The organism is Bacillus sp. MUM 116 (assembly GCF_001866655.1).
Lineage (GTDB): Bacteria > Bacillota > Bacilli > Bacillales > Cytobacillaceae > Neobacillus.
On the sequence record NZ_MLYR01000100.1, the window covers coordinates 1 to 20,955 of the forward strand.

Annotated in this window: 18 protein-coding genes and 1 other annotated feature; all 18 genes read left to right on the top strand. The window is 38.2% G+C overall.

Translation table 11 applies throughout. The annotated features are described in order from the left end of the window. Nucleotides 1–409: 409 nt before the first annotated feature. Nucleotides 410–1,528, top strand: a complete 1,119-nt coding sequence (gene citZ, locus BIV60_RS22360) for a citrate synthase (protein ID WP_071357932.1) — start codon at nt 410–412, stop codon at nt 1,526–1,528. Nucleotides 1,529–1,671: 143 nt separating this feature from the next. Continuing rightward, nucleotides 1,672–2,940, top strand: coding sequence for an NADP-dependent isocitrate dehydrogenase (icd, locus tag BIV60_RS22365; RefSeq protein ID WP_071357933.1), 1,269 nt, complete (start codon nt 1,672–1,674; stop codon nt 2,938–2,940). 130 nt (nt 2,941–3,070) lie between these two features. Beyond that, the gene (gene mdh, locus BIV60_RS22370) at nt 3,071–4,009 is read left to right on the top strand and encodes a malate dehydrogenase (RefSeq protein ID WP_071357934.1); all 939 of its coding nucleotides are present in this window, start codon (nt 3,071–3,073) and stop codon (nt 4,007–4,009) included. 80 nt (nt 4,010–4,089) lie between these two features. After that, the gene (locus BIV60_RS22375; protein WP_071357935.1) at nt 4,090–4,566 is read left to right on the top strand and encodes a MaoC/PaaZ C-terminal domain-containing protein; all 477 of its coding nucleotides are present in this window, start codon (nt 4,090–4,092) and stop codon (nt 4,564–4,566) included. 159 nt (nt 4,567–4,725) lie between these two features. Then, a complete protein-coding gene (locus BIV60_RS22380) occupies nt 4,726–5,439 on the top strand; it encodes a response regulator transcription factor (protein ID WP_071357936.1) in 714 nt (237 codons plus the stop codon). 47 nt (nt 5,440–5,486) lie between these two features. Continuing rightward, the gene (pnpS, locus tag BIV60_RS22385; protein ID WP_483295121.1) at nt 5,487–6,860 is read left to right on the top strand and encodes a two-component system histidine kinase PnpS; all 1,374 of its coding nucleotides are present in this window, start codon (nt 5,487–5,489) and stop codon (nt 6,858–6,860) included. Nucleotides 6,861–7,135: 275 nt separating this feature from the next. Beyond that, nucleotides 7,136–9,772: a DNA polymerase I gene (gene polA / locus BIV60_RS22390; protein WP_071357938.1), complete on the top strand. Its 2,637-nt coding sequence runs from the start codon at nt 7,136–7,138 to the stop codon at nt 9,770–9,772. A 15-nt stretch (nt 9,773–9,787) separates the two neighbouring features. Beyond that, nucleotides 9,788–10,615, top strand: a complete 828-nt coding sequence (mutM, locus tag BIV60_RS22395) for a DNA-formamidopyrimidine glycosylase (RefSeq protein ID WP_071357939.1) — start codon at nt 9,788–9,790, stop codon at nt 10,613–10,615. 90 nt (nt 10,616–10,705) lie between these two features. Further along, a complete protein-coding gene (gene ytaF, locus BIV60_RS22400; RefSeq protein WP_071357940.1) occupies nt 10,706–11,341 on the top strand; it encodes a sporulation membrane protein YtaF in 636 nt (211 codons plus the stop codon). A 100-nt stretch (nt 11,342–11,441) separates the two neighbouring features. Continuing rightward, nucleotides 11,442–12,044 (top strand): dephospho-CoA kinase, encoded by a 603-nt coding sequence (gene coaE / locus BIV60_RS22405; RefSeq protein WP_071357941.1) that lies wholly within the window; start codon nt 11,442–11,444, stop codon nt 12,042–12,044. A 208-nt stretch (nt 12,045–12,252) separates the two neighbouring features. Further along, nucleotides 12,253–13,284, top strand: a complete 1,032-nt coding sequence (locus BIV60_RS22410; protein WP_071357942.1) for a glyceraldehyde-3-phosphate dehydrogenase — start codon at nt 12,253–12,255, stop codon at nt 13,282–13,284. A 305-nt stretch (nt 13,285–13,589) separates the two neighbouring features. After that, on the top strand, nt 13,590–13,964 hold the full coding sequence (gene speD, locus BIV60_RS22415; RefSeq protein WP_071357943.1) for an adenosylmethionine decarboxylase: 375 nt from the start codon (nt 13,590–13,592) through the stop codon (nt 13,962–13,964). A 116-nt stretch (nt 13,965–14,080) separates the two neighbouring features. Continuing rightward, the gene (locus BIV60_RS22420) at nt 14,081–14,479 is read left to right on the top strand and encodes a hypothetical protein (protein WP_071357944.1); all 399 of its coding nucleotides are present in this window, start codon (nt 14,081–14,083) and stop codon (nt 14,477–14,479) included. A 109-nt stretch (nt 14,480–14,588) separates the two neighbouring features. Then, entirely contained in the window at nt 14,589–15,050 is a 462-nt protein-coding gene (gene nrdR / locus BIV60_RS22425) for a transcriptional regulator NrdR (protein WP_071357945.1), read from the top strand. Nucleotides 15,051–15,163: 113 nt separating this feature from the next. Further along, a complete protein-coding gene (locus tag BIV60_RS22430; protein WP_071357946.1) occupies nt 15,164–16,564 on the top strand; it encodes a replication initiation and membrane attachment family protein in 1,401 nt (466 codons plus the stop codon). 13 nt (nt 16,565–16,577) lie between these two features. Then, nucleotides 16,578–17,507: a primosomal protein DnaI gene (dnaI, locus tag BIV60_RS22435; RefSeq protein ID WP_071357947.1), complete on the top strand. Its 930-nt coding sequence runs from the start codon at nt 16,578–16,580 to the stop codon at nt 17,505–17,507. A 127-nt stretch (nt 17,508–17,634) separates the two neighbouring features. Continuing rightward, on the top strand, nt 17,635–18,516 hold the full coding sequence (ytxC, locus tag BIV60_RS22440; protein WP_071357948.1) for a putative sporulation protein YtxC: 882 nt from the start codon (nt 17,635–17,637) through the stop codon (nt 18,514–18,516). A 95-nt stretch (nt 18,517–18,611) separates the two neighbouring features. Beyond that, nucleotides 18,612–18,861 (top strand) — a binding site (T-box leader). Between the two features lie 86 nt (nt 18,862–18,947). Then, nucleotides 18,948–20,882, top strand: a complete 1,935-nt coding sequence (thrS, locus tag BIV60_RS22445) for a threonine--tRNA ligase (protein ID WP_071357949.1) — start codon at nt 18,948–18,950, stop codon at nt 20,880–20,882. Nucleotides 20,883–20,955 lie beyond the last annotated feature (73 nt).

A 20,955-nucleotide genomic window follows, 5' to 3' on the forward strand; every position in this document is an offset into this window, starting at 1 on the left:
TAGTTATACGGGTTGATGAACTTATACGAAAAACAACAATCAATGCGAAAATAGCCTTTGTAAAATAATATTTTTCAACTTTTTCGAGTCCTTTTCATTCACAAAACTCTGATAATTGTTTATAATAATTGATGTAAGCGTATCCTTTTTTACAAATATCTCACATATATGATAAAATACTTTTATAATAATTCATTTATTATAAAAGGGAAGGCTTTGCTTTTTTCCGAGCAAGCGCTCACTCTGCTTTAATCTATTGGAAATTAAGAGTTGAGTACATAATTTACTGGAAAAAAGCAACATTTGTTACTTTTTTCATCCAGGATAGCATTTGCTAACTTTATTTTGTGAAAGACATAATAAACAAATGGGTAATGGGGAATTTTAGAAAGCAAAGGAGAGATTTAAGATGACTGTTACACGTGGACTTGAGGGGATTGTAGCAACAACATCCTCAATCAGCTCAATTATCGATGACACACTAACATATGCTGGTTATGACATCGATGATTTAGCGCAAAATGCCAGTTTTGAAGAAGTCATTTATTTGTTATGGCATCGTAAATTGCCAACAAAAGAACAATTGGAAGAACTTAAAAAGGAACTTTCTGAGAATGCAGCCCTTCCACAGGAAGTAATTGACCATTTCAAAATGTATCCGATTCAAAAAGTTCATCCAATGGCGGCTCTTCGTTCAGCTGTTTCGCTTTTGGGATTATATGATGACGAAGCGGATGTAATGAATGAAGAAGCGAATTATCGTAAAGCGATTCGCCTCCAGGCTAAAATGCCGTCAATCGTTGCAACATTTGCAAGGATAAGAAAAGGTTTAGAGCCTGTTGCGCCTAGAAAAGATTTAAGTTTTGCAGCGAATTTCCTTTACATGTTAAATGGAAAAGAGCCTAAACCAATTGCGATTGAAGCGATTGATAAAGCTTTAGTATTACATGCAGACCATGAATTAAATGCCTCTACATTTACTGCGCGTGTATGTGTTGCTACATTATCAGATGTATACTCCGGTGTAACGGCTGCAATCGGTGCGTTAAAAGGTCCTCTTCATGGCGGCGCCAACGAAGCTGTTATGAAAATGCTAACAGACATTGGTACCATTGAAAATGTTGAACCATATATTCGTGGGAAACTGGAGAAAAAAGAAAAAATCATGGGCTTTGGCCACAGAGTATACCGCCAGGGTGATCCTCGTGCAAAACATTTAAGGGAAATGTCTAAAAAATTAACTGAACTTACAGGTGAACCATTCTGGTATGACATGTCTGTTAAAATCGAAGGCATTGTAACAGGCGAAAAGAAGTTACCACCAAATGTTGACTTCTATTCTGCATCTGTCTACCATAGCCTGGGAATTGATCATGATTTATTTACACCAATTTTTGCTGTCAGCCGCGTTTCCGGATGGCTTGCCCATATTCTTGAGCAATATGAGAACAACCGCTTAATCCGTCCTCGTGCTGAATATACTGGCCCAGGAATGCAAAAATACATTCCAATTGACCAAAGAGGATAATTTTATTTTACTTTTTGCTCAAAAATTGATGTAATAGGATTGTATGAAAAGGTTAGGGATTACTCTCTAACCTTTGATTCGGTCCTGAAATATAGGTGAAAAATTTTTACCGGATGATTTTACATACTAGGAGGAGAACATACATGCAAGGCGAAAAAATCACAGTTCAAGATGGAGTATTAAATGTTCCAAACAATCCAATTGTTCCATTTATTGAAGGAGACGGTACTGGTCCTGATATTTGGGCAGCTTCTTATCGAGTACTAGATGCAGCAGTAGAAAAAGCCTATAAAGGCGAAAAAAAGATTGTGTGGAAAGAAGTTTTAGCAGGAGAAAAAGCATTCAACCAAACAGGAGAATGGCTGCCTTCAGAAACTCTTGATGTTATCAACGAATACTTAATTGCCATTAAAGGCCCATTAACAACACCTGTTGGCGGCGGAATTCGTTCATTAAACGTTGCACTTCGCCAGGAATTAGATTTATTTGTATGCTTACGTCCAGTAAGATGGTTTGAAGGTGTTCCTTCTCCAGTAAAACGTCCTCAAGATACTGACATGGTTATTTTCCGTGAAAACACAGAAGATATTTATGCAGGTATTGAGTACGCAAAAGGTTCTGAAGAAGTTAAGAAAGTAATTGAATTCCTTCAAAATGAAATGGGTGTTAAGAAAATCAGATTCCCTGAAACTTCAGGTATCGGAATTAAGCCAATTTCTGAAGAAGGAACAAAACGTCTTGTTCGTGCAGCCCTTAATTATACTATTAAAGAAGGCCGTAAATCTCTAACAATTGTGCACAAAGGTAATATCATGAAATTTACTGAAGGCGCATTTAAAAACTGGGGTTATGAAGTGGCTGAAAAAGAATTCGGCGATAAAGTCTTTACTTGGGTACAATATGACCGCATTAAAGAAGAACAAGGTACAGATGCAGCTAATAAAGCACAAGCTGATGCTGAAGCTGCAGGTAAAATTATTGTTAAAGATGCGATTGCTGATATCTTCTTACAACAAATTCTAACTCGTCCTAAAGAATTTGATGTTGTTGCAACAATGAACCTTAACGGAGATTACATCTCTGATGCGCTTGCAGCACAAGTTGGCGGTATTGGAATTGCTCCTGGAGCAAACATTAACTATGTAACTGGCCATGCTATTTTTGAAGCAACACATGGTACTGCACCAAAATATGCAGGTCTTGATAAAGTGAATCCTTCTTCCGTTATCCTTTCTGGTGTTCTTATGCTAGAACATTTAGGTTGGAATGAAGCAGCGAAAATGATTACAAAATCAATGGAAAAATCCATTGCTTCTAAAGTTGTAACTTATGATTTCGCCCGCTTAATGGACGGAGCAACAGAAGTGAAAACATCTGAATTTGCTGATGAATTAATCAAAAATATGGAATAAGAAAAGCAAAGGTGCCTTTTTACGGGTCTTATGCTTAGCGGTATTTAAGTTATTCACAAGGGCTGTTTTTAAAGCAGCCCCTGTTGTTTATTATATTATTAATAATTTACGATAAAAGGGGAGAGTCGAAATGTCATTAAAACGCAAAAAGGTTTCTGTAATTGGCAGTGGTTTTACTGGTGCAACAACAGCATTTTTATTAGCACAAAAAGAACTGGGAGATGTAGTTCTGGTTGATATTCCACAAATGGAAAACCCTACAAAAGGGAAAGCGTTAGACATGCTTGAAGCAAGCCCTGTTCAAGGATTCGATTCAAATATTATCGGTACTTCCAACTACGAAGATACTCGTGATTCCGATATCGTTGTTATTACTGCTGGTATTGCCCGTAAACCAGGCATGAGCCGTGATGACTTAGTACAGACAAACCAAAAAGTTATGAAAAGTGTTACACAAGAGATTGTTAAGTATTCTCCAAACTGTACAATCGTTGTGTTAACTAACCCTGTTGATGCAATGACATACACAGTATTCAAAGAATCAGGTTTTCCTAAAAACCGCGTAATTGGTCAATCAGGTGTTCTTGATACTGCTCGTTTCCGTACATTTGTTGCTCAAGAATTAAACCTTTCAGTTAAAGATATTACAGGCTTTGTTTTGGGAGGACATGGGGATGACATGGTTCCATTAGTTCGTTATTCCTATGCAGGCGGTATCCCTCTTGAAACATTAATTCCAAAGGAACGTTTGGAAGCAATCGTTGAACGCACAAGAAAAGGCGGCGGAGAAATCGTTAACCTTCTTGGAAACGGCAGCGCATACTACGCACCTGCAGCATCTTTAGTAGAAATGTGTGAAGCAATTCTTAAAGACCAACGCCGCGTCATTCCATCAATTGCTTATCTTGAAGGTGAATTTGGCTATGACGGTATTTACCTTGGCGTACCAACCATTCTTGGTGCAAATGGTATTGAAAAAGTTATCGAGCTTGAATTAACTGCTGAAGAAAAAGCAGCATTAGACAAATCTGCTGAATCTGTTCGCAATGTAATGGCGGTTTTAGTATAATAAAAGAAAGAATTCGGGGTAATAGCCCCGAATTTTTTTAAAATTATTTTTGAAACCGTTTACATATAGGGGGAGATGGAATGCTTTTAGGAAAAAAGAGAAAACTGGGCAGAAAAATTAAAGAAATGACGGTTGGAGAAAAATTATCAATCACAGAAAAAATTGAAGATAGAGACCTTCTACTTTTTTTAGGATTAACGGATGATGCCAATCCCCTCTATATTCAGCACGACTATGCCTCACAAACTCCGTTTAAAAGACCAATTGTCCCGGCTATTATGTTGGCAGGAATTCTTACTTCCGCAATTTCGAAATATTTACCAGGCCCGGGTAGCCATATTTTAAGTCAGGAAATTGAGTTTCCTAATCCTGTTTATCATTATGGTACCGTTCATTTTTTATTTGAGGTAATCGAAGTGGACTATTCAAATCATTTTGTTATGATTCAAGTTTTGGGGCACGACGAAAAAGATGACTTGGTCGTTCAAGGGAAAGTAAAAGTATGTCCGCCATACCCGCTCGAAGGTTTGGATGGAAAAGCTTTAGAAAACTTTTAATAGGAAAGAAAAGGAATGTATTCGATACATTCCTTTTTCTTTTATTTGGAATAATAGGTTATAGCAAGGTATTTCATTAAAAATTATATTATAATGAAAAAGGGGAACTTGGATTAGAAAATTAAATAGGGGCTAATTCATAAAAAAGCGGAGGAACCTATGAAAAATAAAGTACTTGTTGTGGATGATGAACAATCAATCGTAACCTTGCTCCAATATAATTTTGAGCAGGCTGGATTTGATTGTCTAACAGCAATGGATGGTGAAGAGGGAAAAAGATTAGCGGAAACAGAGTCTCCTGACATCATCGTTTTAGATCTTATGCTGCCCAAATTGGATGGAATAGATGTTTGTAAGCAGCTTCGCCAAAACAAAGTCATGACCCCTATTCTAATGTTAACGGCAAAAGATGATGAATTTGATAAAATCTTAGGCCTTGAATTGGGTGCAGATGACTATATGATTAAGCCCTTTAGTCCGAGAGAAGTGATTGCGAGAGTAAAAGCAATTCTCAGAAGGACTCAAATGCAATCCGAACAAATTGAAAATACGAAAGATATTGAGCAAATTGTTATTGGGGATTTAATAATTTATGCTGAAAAACATGAAGCATATTTTCGGGGGGAGCTATTAGAGCTTACATTAAAAGAATTTGAACTTCTGCTGCATTTGGCGCAAAATAATGGACGAGTTCTTACTCGGGATCAATTACTAAGTGCCGTTTGGAATTATGATTTTGCAGGTGATACAAGGATTGTCGATGTCCATATATCACATTTAAGAGAAAAAATTGAAGATGATACGAAGAAGCCAATGTATATCAAAACAATTCGTGGGCTTGGCTATAAAATGGAAGGGCCAAAAGGAGAATGACTAAATTCCGTACAAGACTTCTAATCTCACTTTTTGCCATCATCGTTATGGTCTTGGCCGGATTAGTAATATTGGTTGGTCAGGTATTAAAAGGGTATTATTCTCATTCATTTTATGAGCTAAATCAGGAATATGGACAAATAGGGTGGATTTTATTAATTACCTTGGGAGTCTTCTTAATAGTCATTCTTTTTCTTGGATCTATCATTACGGTAAAATACACGAAACCAATTGAAACTGCTACACAAGTAGCGATGGAACTTGCAAAAGGGAATTACCGGGCAAGAACCACCGTTGACGGGTTAAATGATGCTGGAATGCTGAACAAATCGATCAATATCCTGGCAAAAAACATCGAAGAAATGGTTAAAGCCCAGGAAATTCAGCAGGATCGTTTGACGGCTTTAATTGAAAACATTGGCGCGGGATTAATGTTAATTGACAGCCGCGGCTATGTTAATTTGATTAATCGTGGCTATAGTGAATTATTTCATGTTAATCCCGCCGATTATTTATTTAAACAATATTATGAAGTGGTAGGTTATGAAGAAATCTGTAATTTAGTTACTGAGGTTTTCAAGACAGAGCAAAAGGTTAGAAAACAAATGCTGCTGCCATTATTTATTGAAAGAAAGTATTTTGATGTCTATGGGGTGCCAATCATTGGAAAAAACAATGCTTGGAAAGGCATCTTACTTGCTTTTCACGATATAACGGAAATGAAGAAACTGGAGCAAATGCGCAAAGACTTTGTTGCCAACGTATCGCATGAACTAAAAACACCGGTTACATCAATCAAAGGGTTTACCGAAACGCTTTTAGATGGTGCGATGAATAATCCTGAAACATTAAAGGCTTTCCTTTCGATTATTTTAAAAGAAAGTGACAGGCTTCAAACCTTGATACAAGATTTACTGGACTTGTCTAAAATCGAGCAGCAAGAATTCAAATTAACTTTGCAGGAAGTGGATTTGATTTTATTATTGAATGAAGTGATTACAATGCTGAAAGGGAAAGCTCAAGAAAAGAAAATTAAGATTGATATTTATCAAAATCAGGAACAGGTAATTATTGAGGGGGATGCGAATCGATTAAAGCAAGTATTTATCAATTTGATTGCGAACGCGATTACTTACACACCTCCTGATGGAGAGGTTAAGGTTATTTTACTTGAACATGGAAACAGTGTTCGAATCCATGTGAAGGACTCGGGGGTAGGGATTGAAAAAGAGGAAATTCCTCGGATATTTGAGCGCTTTTACCGGGTAGACCGGGCTCGAAGCAGGAATTCCGGCGGCACTGGTCTTGGTTTGGCTATCGTGAAGCATCTGGTAGAGGCACACCATGGAACAATTAGTGTTAGAAGTAATGTAGGTGAAGGCAGTGAATTTATTATTGAATTGAATAAACAGTTGAAATAACCTTGGATGGACAGGCATGGATAAATTTACATAAACTTAATATTTTCTACATATTTAGTTAACATTGTAGTTTTAAGATAGTAACTGCAAGCCCCCAAGTCCAAGGAACCTATAAAAGGTGAAAGCTCCCCCGCTTTCACCTTTTTATTTTTTTCACGATATCTTGGAAATTTTCTTTTCATTTTCCACTCATGTTAGAATAGTAAAAGGAACAGAGCGTCATTTGGTTAATGAAAAATACATAATCTATTTAGAGTAACAGAGGAGGCTTCGTGATGGATCAGAAAAAGCTTGTTTTAATAGATGGGAACAGCATTGCTTACAGGGCATTTTTTGCGCTTCCGCTCTTGAATAATGATAAAGGGATTCATACTAATGCAGTATATGGCTTCACCATGATGCTGATGAAAATAATTGAAGATGAAAAACCGACCCATTTACTAGTTGCCTTTGATGCCGGAAAAACTACCTTCCGTCACAAAACATTTGGAGAATATAAGGGAGGGAGACAAAAAACACCTCCTGAATTATCAGAGCAATTTCCGTTTATCCGCGAACTGCTGGATGCCTACGGGATTTCACGGTATGAACTCGATAATTATGAGGCAGATGATATTATCGGAACACTATCACGAAATGCCGAAGCTGATGGCTATAATGTGAAAGTGATTTCCGGAGATAAAGATTTAACGCAGCTTTCCTCTGAAAAAACAACTGTCGGAATTACCCGCAAAGGAATCACGGATATTGAAGAATATACCCCAGAGCACATCAAGGAAAAATACGGTCTTACCCCTCTACAAATCATCGATATGAAGGGATTAATGGGAGATACATCTGACAATATCCCAGGTGTACCGGGAGTTGGTGAAAAAACAGCTATTAAATTACTGAAGGAATTTTCTACATTAGAAAATCTGTTGGAATCGGTCGACCAAGTAAGTGGGAAAAAACTGCAGGAAAAGCTTGAGGAATTTAAAAATCAAGCAATAATGAGTAAAGAATTAGCAACCATTGAAAGAGAGGCGCCTGTAGAAATCCAATTGGATGAAATCTCCTACGAAGGGTATACGAGAGAAAAGGTAGCAGCATTATTTAAAGAATTAGGTTTTAATTCATTGCTGGATAAACTGGGCGATTCAGACTTAGTTGAGGTTCAAGAAGAGTTAGATGAAATTGAGTTTCACATCCCTGAAGAAATCACTTCGGATCTATTTTCCGATGATAATTATTTCTATGTGGAAATGCTAGATGATAATTACCATTATGCTGATATCGTCGGTTTTTCACTAGTGAATGAAAACGGAAATTTTTATATTCCAACCGAGAAGGCATTAAACTCGGAGTATTTTAAAAAATGGGCAGAGGATGAAAGTAGAAAGAAAACCGTTTATGATGCTAAACGTTCAGAGGTTTCTTTACGAAGATATGGGATTCATTTAAAGGGTGTCGACTTTGATACATTGATCGCCTCTTATATCATTAACCCGACTGAAAGCATTGAGGATCTTGCATCAATTGCAAAAAGGAATGATGTACATAATATTCAATCCGACGAGGCATTTTATGGAAAAGGTTCGAAACGTAAAATTCCTGAAATGCAGATGCTTGCAGACCATCTAGTAAGAAAAAGCCTGACAATGTCTGTTTTAAAGGGAAAACTGGAACATGATTTAAAAGAGAATGAACAATATGAATTATTCACTGATCTTGAAATGCCGTTATCGCTTATTTTGGCAGATATGGAGGCATGCGGGATTAAGGTGGACAGCGAGCGGCTGCGGTTGATGGGGCAGGAACTTAACGACCGATTAATTGATATTGAGAAGGTTATTCATGAATTGGCAGGGGAAAAGTTTAACATTAATTCTCCGAAACAATTGGGGATTATTTTATTTGAGAAACTTGGACTGCCTTCTCTCAAGAAAACGAAAACAGGATATTCAACTTCAGCAGATGTGCTGGAAAAACTGGCTTCCGACCATGAAATCATCGAATACATTCTTCTTTACAGACAGTTAGGGAAGCTGCAGTCAACCTATGTTGAAGGTTTACTTAAGGTAATAAATATCAAAAACGGTAAGGTTCATACAAGATTTCAACAAACGTTAACAGCGACGGGAAGATTAAGTTCCATTGATCCCAACCTGCAAAACATTCCAATTCGCCTTGAAGAAGGACGGAAAATCCGCCAAGCTTTTGTTCCATCTGAAAAAGACTGGGTGATCTTTGCTGCGGATTATTCGCAAATTGAACTCCGTGTTCTTGCGGATATCGCTGGTGATACCAAGCTAATTCAAGCCTTTAAAGAAGACTTGGATATTCATACGAAAACAGCGATGGAAGTATTTCATGTCAGTGCTGATGAGGTCACATCCAATATGAGACGTCAGGCAAAGGCTGTTAATTTTGGGATTGTCTATGGAATCAGTGATTATGGATTATCTCAAGGGTTAGGAATTACCCGCAAAGAAGCCGGGAAATTTATTGAACGTTATCTTGACAGCTACCCGGGTGTCAAAGATTATATGGATGATATTATAAAGCTGGCCAAACAAAAAGGATATGTTACAACATTATTGCATCGAAGAAGATATATACCAGAAATAACCAGTCGCAACTTTAATATTCGTAGCTTTGCGGAAAGAACAGCAATGAACACCCCGATTCAGGGAAGTGCAGCGGATATTATCAAAAAAGCGATGATTGATATGGACGTGGCTCTTAAAGAACATAAGCTAAAAGCAAAGCTATTGCTTCAAGTGCATGATGAATTAATCTTTGAGGCCCCGCAGGATGAAATTGAAATTCTCAAAAACCTGGTTCCAGAAGTCATGGAACATGCACTCGAATTAAAAGTGCCGTTAAAAGTAGACTATGCCTATGGACCGACCTGGTTTGATGCCAAGTAAAAAGAGGTGGATTAAATGCCCGAACTTCCAGAAGTCGAAACGGTGCGAAAAACATTAAAAAATTTAGTAATTCATAAAGAAATTAAAGATGTTTCAGTCTATTGGCCAAAAATCATTAAAAATCCTGGAGAAAACGAGCAATTCGCCGATGCCCTAAAAGGGGAAAGTATTTTAGATGTGGGGCGAAGAGGGAAATTTTTAATCCTTTACACGGAGCATTATGCACTAGTATCCCATCTAAGGATGGAAGGAAAATATGGACTTTATCCAAAAGAAGTGCCCTTTGACAAACATACCCATGTGATTTTTCACTTTGCAGATGAAACTGAGCTAAGGTATCGTGATGTTCGTAAATTTGGAACGATGCATTTATATAAAAAAGGGGAAGAATTCCTGCGGTCACCGTTATTGGAACTCGGTCCAGAGCCTTTTGATGAAACCTTTACCAAAGATTATTTAAGCAGGATGTTAAAAAAGACAACAAGAAAAGTAAAATCGGCCTTATTGGATCAAAAGATTTTAGTGGGGCTTGGCAACATCTATGTAGATGAAGCACTTTTTCGGGCCGGGATTCATCCGGAACGAATTGCGAATTCCTTAACAGAGGAAGAGGTCATGATTCTCCATCAAGAAATTATTGATACATTAAGCGAAGCGGTGAAAAAGGGAGGGAGTACCATCCGGTCATATGTCAATTCGCAAGGTGAAATCGGCATGTTTCAGCTTGAATTATACGCCTATGGCCGCAAAGGGGAAGCGTGCAAACGGTGCGGAACACCGATTGAAAAAATAACAGTCGGCGGGCGGGGAACCCATTTTTGTCCAAACTGTCAAAAGATTTAATTACGATGTAAAAGCCCGATTAAAGGCACACATAGGATAGGCTCCTTCCATATACTATCGTAGTGATTGACAGGAAGGAGCCCTAAATCAATGGTTCAATTGTTCTCACTTCTAATACTAGCTCTTGCACTCAGTCTCGACAGCTTTAGTGTTGGATTTACCTATGGACTAAGAAAAATGATTATGCCGGTAAAATCTGTATTAATCATTGCCAGCTGTGCGGGATTATCTTTATTGCTCGCTGTGTCAATCGGACATGGTCTTGCAAAAATTTTATCACCAAGCATAACTGCGGGGCTTGGGGGATTCATTCTTATTGCTTTGGGTGCAGGAGTAATATATCAATATTTTCGGCCGGAAAAAGAGAAAGAAGTTCAAAAACAGGAAAAAACTATTGTAAATTTTGAAATTCGCTCTCTTGGTTTAGCGATTAATATCTTGAAAAAACCGTTGTCTGCCGATTTTGACCAATCCGGTACCATTACTGGAATCGAAGCATTAGCACTGGGATTGGCTTTGTCTCTAGATTCTTTTGGTGCAGGAATAGGAGCGGCCATGCTGGGGTTTTCCCCCTATTATTTAGCGATTGCCGTAGGCATCATGAGCCCCACATTTGTCCTTCTTGGAATTAAAATCGGATCATTGTTTCACAAATACGATTGGATTCAAAAGCTTACCTTTTTACCGGGGGTTATGTTAATCATAATTGGAATTTGTAAATTATAATATGAAAAGCGGAAGCGCCTTGATCAGCCCCGACAAGCGCTGGAGCTAGACAATTCTCGAAGTCAAAAATAAGTTCTTATAGTTTGGAAAGGAACAGCGGATGTCACTAGTAATTGGATTAACAGGCGGGATTGCCAGTGGAAAAAGTACAGTATCTAACATGTTTAAGAAAATGCATATAACCGTTATTGATGCCGATGTTGAAGCACGTCTTGCAGTTGAAAGAGGCGAACCAGCCTATTTAAAAATCGTTGAATCCTTTGGCAGGGAAATTTTACTGTCAAATGAAGAAATTGATCGACCAAAATTAGGTTCCATTATTTTTCATAATGAAGAAAAGAGACAGCTCTTAAACGAAATTGTCCATCCCGAAGTACGAAAGCGGATGAGACAGCAGATGGAAGCCGCGGTTTCAAAAAAGGAAGAAATCGTCGTTCTCGACATTCCCTTATTATTCGAAAGCAAGCTGACCTATATGGTGGAAAAAACAATTCTTGTATATGTAGATCAAGAAGTTCAGCTACAGAGGTTAATGGAAAGAAATCATCTTTCAAAAGATGAGGCATTGGCACGAATTCATTCACAAATGCCGCTGGCTGAAAAAGTAAAACTTGCTGACGCAATACTCAATAATAATGGCACATTATTAGAAACAAAACATCAACTCATTAATGTTTTAGCACAATGGGGGGTAACTGTATAACCTATTTGAGAAGGGATCAGCCTTCTCTTTTTTTATTGAAATTGCTAGTTTTGGCGTTAAATCAAGGTTTTCTTGCCTAATGAGTTATCTGAAAAATAAAACATTAAGAAAATCCGCAGATTATCCATCACATTTAGGAATTAATATGTTATACTAATTATAAGAAATCAAGTTAACAGTATAACACTTATGCGGAAGGGGCCGTAAAATGAACGCAAGAATTGCGATTAATGGGTTTGGGAGAATTGGAAGGATGGTTTTTAGAAACGCTATCCTTGAAAATAAGCTTGAAATTGTAGCTATAAATGCGAGCTACCCGGCTGAGACATTAGCTCATCTAATTAAATATGATACAAATCACGGACCTTTTCAAGGGGAAGTTATTGCCTTAGATGATGAGTTAATCATAAATGGAAAAAGAGTAAAGTTATTAAACAGCAGAAATCCTGAAGAACTTCCTTGGAAAGAGCTTAATATAGATATCGTAATTGAAGCAACGGGTAAGTTCAATTCTCGTGAAAAAGCAGCATTGCATTTGGATGCTGGAGCGAAAAAGGTTATTTTAACCGCTCCGGGTAAAAATGAAGATGTTACGATTGTTGTTGGTGTAAATGATGAAATGCTAAATATTGAGGAACATGACATTATTTCTAACGCATCATGTACAACAAACTGTCTTGCACCTGTTGCAAAAGTATTGGATGAAAAGTTTGGAATTGAATCTGGTTTAATGACAACCATTCATGCCTATACAAATGACCAAAAGAATATTGATAACCCGCATAAGGACTTGCGCAGAGCAAGAGCATGTGGACAATCTATCATTCCAACAACAACTGGTGCTGCAAAAGCATTATCATTAGTTTTACCACAGCTTAAGGGTAAATTACATGGCATGGCACTTCGTGTACCAACACCAAATGTTTCCTTAGTTGATTTAGTTGTCGATTTGAAACAAGATGTTACAGTCGATGAAATTAATCATGCATTTATTGAAGCAGCAGACGGCCCATTAAAAGGCATTTTAGACTTTACAATGGAACCGCTTGTATCGGTTGATTTCAATACAAATTCACATTCAGCCATCATTGATGGACTTTCCACCATGGTGATGGGTTCAAGAAAAGTTAAAGTACTTGCCTGGTATGATAATGAGTGGGGCTATTCATCACGCGTAGTCGACCTAACTTTATTCGTGGCGCAAGAACTGGCTAACGTGAAACAAGTAAAAGTTGGCTAAGATTTGTATAATCCAAAAAATTGCTGTCAATTTGACGGCAATTTTTTTACATACGCTGTGTTTGTTCTTGAGCGCAAATCAAGGCAAATTATAATAGAATCTTTAAAAAAATTATTTTGATAGGTTGCAAAAAAAATATAAACAAAGTATACTAGTCATCGTGAACTTCTTGAAATTAGGTAACGATCAATTACTTAAAGGGTTAGGACCTCTCTGGACTAACTTTCCCCCGTGGTAATTATTTGCTACCGTCAATAACAGGATTTCAAGAATGAAGCAAAAATCCTTAGAGGGGGAAATTGAATATGGAAACAATGGGTAGACACGTCATCTCGGAATTATGGGGATGCGACTTTGAAAAATTGAATGATATGGACTTTATTGAAAAAACTTTTGTTGAGGCAGCTCTTAAATCAGGTGCGGAAATTCGTGAAGTGGCTTTCCATAAATTTGCTCCTCAAGGCGTGAGCGGTGTCGTGATTATTTCTGAATCACATTTAACCATTCACAGCTTCCCTGAACACGGATATGCAAGCATTGATGTGTATACTTGCGGCGATTTGAATCCAAATATTGCTGCCGATTATATTGCAGAAGCTCTAAATGCGGAAACACGTGAGAATATTGAAATTCCACGTGGAATGGGTCCTGTTCATGTGAAACAGGCAAAAGTTCTATAATAATCATAAATGTGAAAACGGCTGAAAAGAGGCGTATCCAATGATACACCTCTTTTTCTTTTCTTCCCATTTTATTGTACACTAGGAAGAAAGTGATTCTTTCATGGAGGAACAATATGGCACTTTTCGGAAAGATATTCTTAAGGTTTAGTAAACAAATTGAAACTTCGGATAAGCACTCAGATGAACTGTTAAAAACACACTACTATAAAGCCAGCTTTAATCAATTATTCCAGTCCGTTGAAGAATTATTTAGACAGGATGCAGATTGCCGAATCGTCACCGTATCAAAAGAACGGGGCGAAATTGCTGTTGAGGTAAATAAGCCTTTTTCTTGTTTTTTAATTGCCACGGTTGTTTCAACCAGATCAATGGAAACGGCTGTAGATTTTAATCTTTCAACTGAACATTTTTCAATTGGCGGGACCTACCCGGTCTTAAGAAAGAGAATTGCTTCTTATTACGATAAGCTTAAACAACAGCATACATACACTGGGACAGGGAAAAACGGGTAATAGTTCTACTTGTCTTAAAGGCTTGTTTTTTATAAGATAAAGATAGAATACATGTGAGAAAGATGACAATTGTTCGGGTTTTGTCGGATAGATTTGGAGCTGATTAACAATGAAATGCCCATCTTGTCAAAATTACGGTACACGTGTGCTTGATTCCCGTCCAGTTGATGAGGGGCGGGCAACAAGGCGAAGACGAGAATGTGAAGAATGCGGCTATCGTTTTACAACCTTTGAGAAGATTGAGGAGATTCCTTTAATCGTTGTAAAAAAGGAAGGTACGAGGGAAGAATTTAGTCGGGATAAAATTTTAAGGGGCTTAATAAAAGCTTGTGAGAAGCGCCCTGTTGCGTTGAAAGAGTTGGAGGATATTACGCAAGGGGTTGAGAAAGAACTGCGAAGTCAAGGTGTCTCCGAGATTAAAAGTGAGATGATTGGCGAAATGGTGATGGACAGGCTTGTAAATGTAGATGAAGTCGCTTATGTCCGGTTTGCTTCCGTATACCGTCAATTTAAAGACATTAATGTGTTTATTAATGAATTAACAGAACTGATAAAAAAAGAGAAATTATAGGGAGCTAAAGTGACTTTGGCTCTCAATTTTATTAGAAAAGCGGAAGCGCCCGTTTTTGGCGCTGGAGCTAGACAGTAATCAAATTAAGAAAAAAGGAAAGGGTCTGAAAAAATATGGCGCAGCATTGGCAGGAGCTTATTCCAATCGATCGTTATATTGTTGCGGCCAATGGGTTATTACATGAATATGACCGAAAAGTGCTGACGTTTCTATATCAGCCGTTAATTGGGTCAACCTGCTTTAGTTTATATATGACGCTTTGGGCAGAGCTTGAAGAAAACAGATTATGGTCTGAACCCTCATCGCATCATCTATTAATGAATTTATTAGGGCTTAATCTGAAGGACATTTATGAGGCCAGGTTAAAGCTGGAGGGAATTGGTCTATTAAAGACCTATGTAAAAATGGATGAGGAAGAGCGGTCGTTTATTTACGAGCTTCACCCTCCGCTATCGCCTGAGCAATTCTTTTTAGATGGTATGCTAAATATTTTTTTATACCGGAAAATCGGGAAAAATCATTTTGCCCGGCTAAAACGTTTTTTTACTGATCAGCAAAAGCCGTTGGAAGAGAGTTTTGTTGAAGTGACAAAGGAATTTCAGGACGTCTTTGCCTCGGCTACTCCTGGCAGTCTTCAGTATATGCAGAACATCCAAAGTGAACTCAATCCGGAGGATGATCAGCAGTTTATCGGGCGGAATGAACAAAAACCAATTGTAATTGATGTGAATACATTTAATTTTGACTTATTACAAGCAGGACTAAATGATTCACTAGTACCGAAAAAGGCCCTTACACCTAAAGTAAAAGAGGTTATAAGTAATCTTGCATTTCTTTATAATATTGATCCCATTCAAATGAAAAACATTGTTTTGGGTGCTATTAATGAAGCAAACGAAATAGACAGCGAGGAACTAAGAAAGGCTGCCCGTGATTGGTACCAATATGTCCACTATGATCAGTTGCCTTCCTTGATTGAACGAACCCAACCGCCTTTGTACCGCGTTCAGCTGGAGGAGCCGAAAACACAGGAGGAGCAATTAATTCGTTCATTGGAAACCACTTCACCTGTGAAGGTATTTAAAGATTCCTCCGGTGGAGTCGAACCTTCCACATCTGATTTGGATATTATTGAAGAGGTTATGTTTAAACAAAAGCTTCTCCCTGGTGTCATGAATGTGCTCATTCAATTTGTTTTATTAAAAACAGATATGAAATTTACCAAGGGTTATGTAGAAAAAATTGCGAGTCATTGGGCAAGGAAACAAGTGAAAACCGTTAAAGAAGCGATGGATCTGGCCAAGAAGGAAAATAGCACGTATCTTGGGTGGAGGGAGCCGTCGAAAACTGGAAAAACCTCAAAGCAAAAGCCAATTCGGACAGAAGTACTTCCAGATTGGTTTGAAGAAAAATCCGAATCAACGGCAAAGGATTCTTCCTCGACTGACATTAACAAGGAATTAGAAGCGAAAAAACGTGCAATAGAAGAAAAATTAAAGGCATTTCGCAAATAAAGGGTGACGAATATTGGAAAGGATAAACCATACCTTGAAGCGGTTAGCCTCAAATGAAAACTTTCAAAAACGCTATGAAAAGATGCGCCGGGATCTTCTTCAGCATCCCGATATTAATGCTTTTCTTACAGAGCATCAAGATCAATTAAATGATGCCATGATTGAAAAAAGCTTAAGCAAACTTTTTGAATATACAAACCAAAGTAAAGAATGCAGCCGCTGCCAAAGTCTCGACAGTTGTATCAATATGATGAAGGGGTACCATCCTTCACTAGTCTTAACGCGGAACTCGATAGACGTCGTATATGACAGGTGCCCACGGAAGGTTATTGCCGATGAAAAAAGGAAAAACGAAAAACTCATTAAAAGTCTGTATGTTCCAAGGGATATTTTAGAAGCAACTTTTGAGGATTATGAAGGAGATTCAGGCAGACTTGATGCAATTGATAAAGCTGCAGACTTTTTAATGAATTACGAACAGAATAAGAAGCAAAAAGGACTATATCTATATGGCAAGTTTGGGGTGGGAAAATCGTATTTGTTAGGTGCAATTGCGAATGAACTTGCGAAAAAGAAAATTTCCTCTATGGTTGTCTATGTTCCAGAGCTGTTAAGAGAAATGAAAAGCTCCATTGCAAATTCAACCTTAAATGAAAAAATTGAAGCGCTAAAAAAAGAACCGATTCTCATGCTGGATGATATTGGGGCCGAGGCTGTTTCGAGCTGGACAAGGGATGAGGTTTTAGGACCGATTCTTCAGTTCCGGATGCTCGAAAATTTGCCGACATTTTTTACGTCCAATTTCGACTACCAAGGGTTGGAGCATCATTTAACCTATAGTCAGCGTGGAGAAGAAGAAAAAATGAAAGCCCGCCGGATTATGGAGAGAATCCGCAGTTTGAGTGTACCCGTTTTGGTGGACGGCCCAAACCGCCGAAATTAAATAACGATAATGGAAAAAGGATTGCTAATATAATATTGGCAGTCCTTTTTCTTTGCCACATTATTCTAAATTGGCCAAGTTCCCCATATATATTAAAAACGGAGTTTGGGACATAGGGGGGATTTGGTTGGCGGAAATCATCTTCCAAGGCAGGTTGGATGCAAAGCGATTTTATAACCACTTGCTGACGTATTTAAAAGATTATTTGACTGAACATGATATTCTTCTAAATGAAGATCGATATATAGTGAAAATTCTTGAGGGCGGCTTATCCGCTTTAACATTTGAAAAAGTAAAGGAAGCCTTTTTCGGCTTTATTGTGAAAATAAAGACAGAAGATTGGTATCGTGAAATCCTTAAAGAACGTTTTTATTATGAGGACCCGGAAGAGCAGCAGCAAATTATTGATATTATCTATTCCATCCAGGAAGGGCATCGTGAAGATCTAGCTGTTTTATTAAAAGAATCCGGTGAAAAACCAAAGATCAAGGAAGCCATTGAACAGGTTTTTCAAGAGAATAGCTCATTTTCATTTGATTCATTTCTTAAATTCCGGCTGCGCCCTTATTTGCAGATGCTCGAAAGTTATGTTGAAGTTTCGATTGATGAATATAAAATGGAGCAGGAGTATCAAATGTTTATTCAAACCCTTCGTGAATTTTTGGCTGGTCGCGATCCAAAAATGGACACGCTTCATTTATTGTTTGATGAGGAAATCACATTTTTTAGCTCCGAGTTTGAAGAAATTAAACGAGGGGAGTTAACAAAAATGATTGACCGGAAATTGCTGGTGAATCATCCGGTTTATGTTGACTCTGCGTCGATTGCACCACTTTTGTCGATTGCGCCTAAAACGATTTTTCTTTATGCCATCGAACCTGATGCACCTTTGGTTCGAACTATTCAAAATATTTTTGAAGAAAGAGTTACAGTTAAATCCTTTCAGGCACTGCGGAAGATAAAAGAGCATGAAACGGGTGCAGGTGACATAGGTGAGAATCGTGCCTGAAAAAATAAAATTGCGGAAATGGGCTGGAGTAACTTGATTTTTCAAAATATAGTCATTATAATAACCTACATAGTTAAATTACAATAATAGATCTTTAAAAAGTAATGATAAGGACAACAGTATTTTTTTACGGTTTATAGAGAGGGAGATCTTGGCTGAAAATCTCCTATCACGAGAAAAATACTTACCACCTTTAAACTTCAGCAGTGAACGCTTTGATAAAGAGTTAGTAAATGTTGACGGCTAATCATCCGTTATTGATCCAAAGTCATTTTTAAAACGATAGGTGTTTTTTAAAATGAGAAATTGGGTGGAACCACGTGTTAATAATAACTCGTCCCTTTCCTAGGGACGGGTTTTTTATTTTTTATTAAAGTGATTTCGGGGCAAATTTGCACTCGGACACTGAAAATATTAAAGGAGGAATTATCATGTCAGACGTTGTTAAGATTTCGTTTCCCGATGGGGCAGTAAAGGAGTTCCCACGAGGAACAACAACGGAAGATATTGCTGTTTCCATCAGCCCCGGCCTTAAGAAAAAGGCCATTGCCGGCAAATGGAATGGTATATTGGTTGATCTTCGCCGTCCCATCCTTGAAGACGGTTCAATAGAAATTGTCACTCCTGATTCAAGTGACGCATTAGAGGTTTTACGCCACAGCACAGCACACTTAATGGCACAAGCTGTTAAACGTCTATATCCAAACGTAAATTTAGGAGTGGGCCCTGTTATCGAAGGCGGCTTTTACTACGACATGGATTTGGAGGAGTCGTTGACACCTGAAGACCTTCCAAAAATCGAAAAGGAAATGGCGAAAATCGTCAATGAAAACCTTGAGATTGTCCGCAAAGAAGTAAGCCGTGCAGAGGCTGTACAGCTTTTTAAAGAAGCTGGCGACCCATATAAGCTTGAACTAATCGAAGCCATTCCTGATGAGGAAACAGTGACAATCTATGAGCAAGGTGAGTTTTTCGACCTTTGCCGTGGAATCCATGTTCCTTCAACTGGAAAAATTAAAGAATTCAAACTGTTGAGCATTGCCGGTGCCTACTGGCGCGGTGACAGCAACAATAAAATGCTGCAGCGTATCTATGGTACTGCCTTCTTCAAGAAGGAAGATTTGGCTGAACATCTTCGCCTGTTAGAAGAGGCAAAAGAACGTGACCACCGTAAATTAGGGAAAGAATTAAGTCTGTTCACCAGCTCCCAATTAGTTGGTCAGGGTTTACCGTTATGGCTTCCTAAAGGTGCAACAATCAGACGTATCGTTGAGCGCTATATTGTGGATAAGGAAGTAAGCCTGGGGTATGACCATGTATACACTCCAATCATGGGGAATGTGAATCTTTATAAAACTTCCGGTCACTGGGATCATTATCAAGAAGACATGTTCCCAGTTATGGATATGGATAATGAACAATTAGTGCTTCGTCCAATGAACTGTCCGCATCACATGATGGTTTATAAAAACAGCATTCATAGCTATCGTGAACTGCCAATCCGTATTGCCGAGCTTGGAACTATGCATCGTTATGAAATGTCTGGTGCGTTATCGGGATTGCAGCGTGTTCGTGGAATGACTTTAAACGATGCCCATATCTTTGTCCGTCCTGATCAAATTAAAGAAGAATTCCAACGTGTTGTCCGCCTGGTTTTGGATGTTTATAAAGACTTTAATTTAACAGAATACTCATTCCGTTTATCTTACCGTGACCCACAAGATAAAGAGAAGTATTTTGATGATGATGCGATGTGGGAAAAAGCACAAAGCATGCTGAAGGAAGCAATGGATGATATGGGTCTTGAGTATTTTGAAGCAGAGGGTGAAGCGGCATTCTACGGTCCGAAGCTTGATGTACAGGTAAGGACAGCGTTAGGGAAGGACGAAACACTCTCTACTGTTCAATTAGACTTCTTATTACCTGAGCGTTTTGATTTAACTTATGTAGGGGAAGACGGCAAGCAGCATCGTCCGGTCGTTATTCACCGCGGTGTCGTTTCAACAATGGAACGCTTTGTTGCCTTCTTGATTGAAGAATACAAAGGGGCATTCCCAACATGGCTGGCACCTGTTCAGGTTCAAGTCATTCCGGTTTCACCTGAAGCACATTATGACTATGCAAGAAAAGTCCAGGAACAGCTGAAGAGTGCAGGCTTACGCGTGGAGTTGGATGGCCGTGATGAGAAAATCGGCTATAAAATCCGTGAAGCTCAAATGCAAAAAATTCCATATATGCTTGTTGTCGGGGATAAAGAAGTCGAAGACAATGCCGTCAATGTCCGCAAATATGGGGAACAAAAATCAGAAACTATTGCCTTTGCAGCATTCCTTGATGCATTAAAGGCTGAAGTACGAAGAGGCTAATTGCTTAAAAGGGAGGATTTTCCTCCCTTTTTGTTTACAAAATAAAAATAAATGTATTGAATAATTTTTTGTT

Bases quoted from the DNA above. Each gene is read 5' to 3' on its own strand.
- coaE (WP_071357941.1), top strand. From the start codon at position 11,442: ATGTCACTAGTAATTGGATTAACAGGCGGGATTGCCAGTGGAAAAAGT.
- BIV60_RS22380 (WP_071357936.1), top strand. From the start codon at position 4,726: ATGAAAAATAAAGTACTTGTTGTGGATGATGAACAATCAATCGTAACC.
- icd (WP_071357933.1), top strand. From the start codon at position 1,672: ATGCAAGGCGAAAAAATCACAGTTCAAGATGGAGTATTAAATGTTCCA.
- nrdR (WP_071357945.1), top strand. From the start codon at position 14,589: ATGAAATGCCCATCTTGTCAAAATTACGGTACACGTGTGCTTGATTCC.
- pnpS (WP_483295121.1), top strand. From the start codon at position 5,487: ATGGTCTTGGCCGGATTAGTAATATTGGTTGGTCAGGTATTAAAAGGG.
- thrS (WP_071357949.1), top strand. From the start codon at position 18,948: ATGTCAGACGTTGTTAAGATTTCGTTTCCCGATGGGGCAGTAAAGGAG.
- BIV60_RS22430 (WP_071357946.1), top strand. From the start codon at position 15,164: ATGGCGCAGCATTGGCAGGAGCTTATTCCAATCGATCGTTATATTGTT.
- BIV60_RS22375 (WP_071357935.1), top strand. From the start codon at position 4,090: ATGCTTTTAGGAAAAAAGAGAAAACTGGGCAGAAAAATTAAAGAAATG.
- BIV60_RS22420 (WP_071357944.1), top strand. From the start codon at position 14,081: ATGGCACTTTTCGGAAAGATATTCTTAAGGTTTAGTAAACAAATTGAA.
- citZ (WP_071357932.1), top strand. From the start codon at position 410: ATGACTGTTACACGTGGACTTGAGGGGATTGTAGCAACAACATCCTCA.
- ytaF (WP_071357940.1), top strand. From the start codon at position 10,706: ATGGTTCAATTGTTCTCACTTCTAATACTAGCTCTTGCACTCAGTCTC.
- BIV60_RS22410 (WP_071357942.1), top strand. From the start codon at position 12,253: ATGAACGCAAGAATTGCGATTAATGGGTTTGGGAGAATTGGAAGGATG.
- polA (WP_071357938.1), top strand. From the start codon at position 7,136: ATGGATCAGAAAAAGCTTGTTTTAATAGATGGGAACAGCATTGCTTAC.
- mdh (WP_071357934.1), top strand. From the start codon at position 3,071: ATGTCATTAAAACGCAAAAAGGTTTCTGTAATTGGCAGTGGTTTTACT.
- mutM (WP_071357939.1), top strand. From the start codon at position 9,788: ATGCCCGAACTTCCAGAAGTCGAAACGGTGCGAAAAACATTAAAAAAT.
- speD (WP_071357943.1), top strand. From the start codon at position 13,590: ATGGAAACAATGGGTAGACACGTCATCTCGGAATTATGGGGATGCGAC.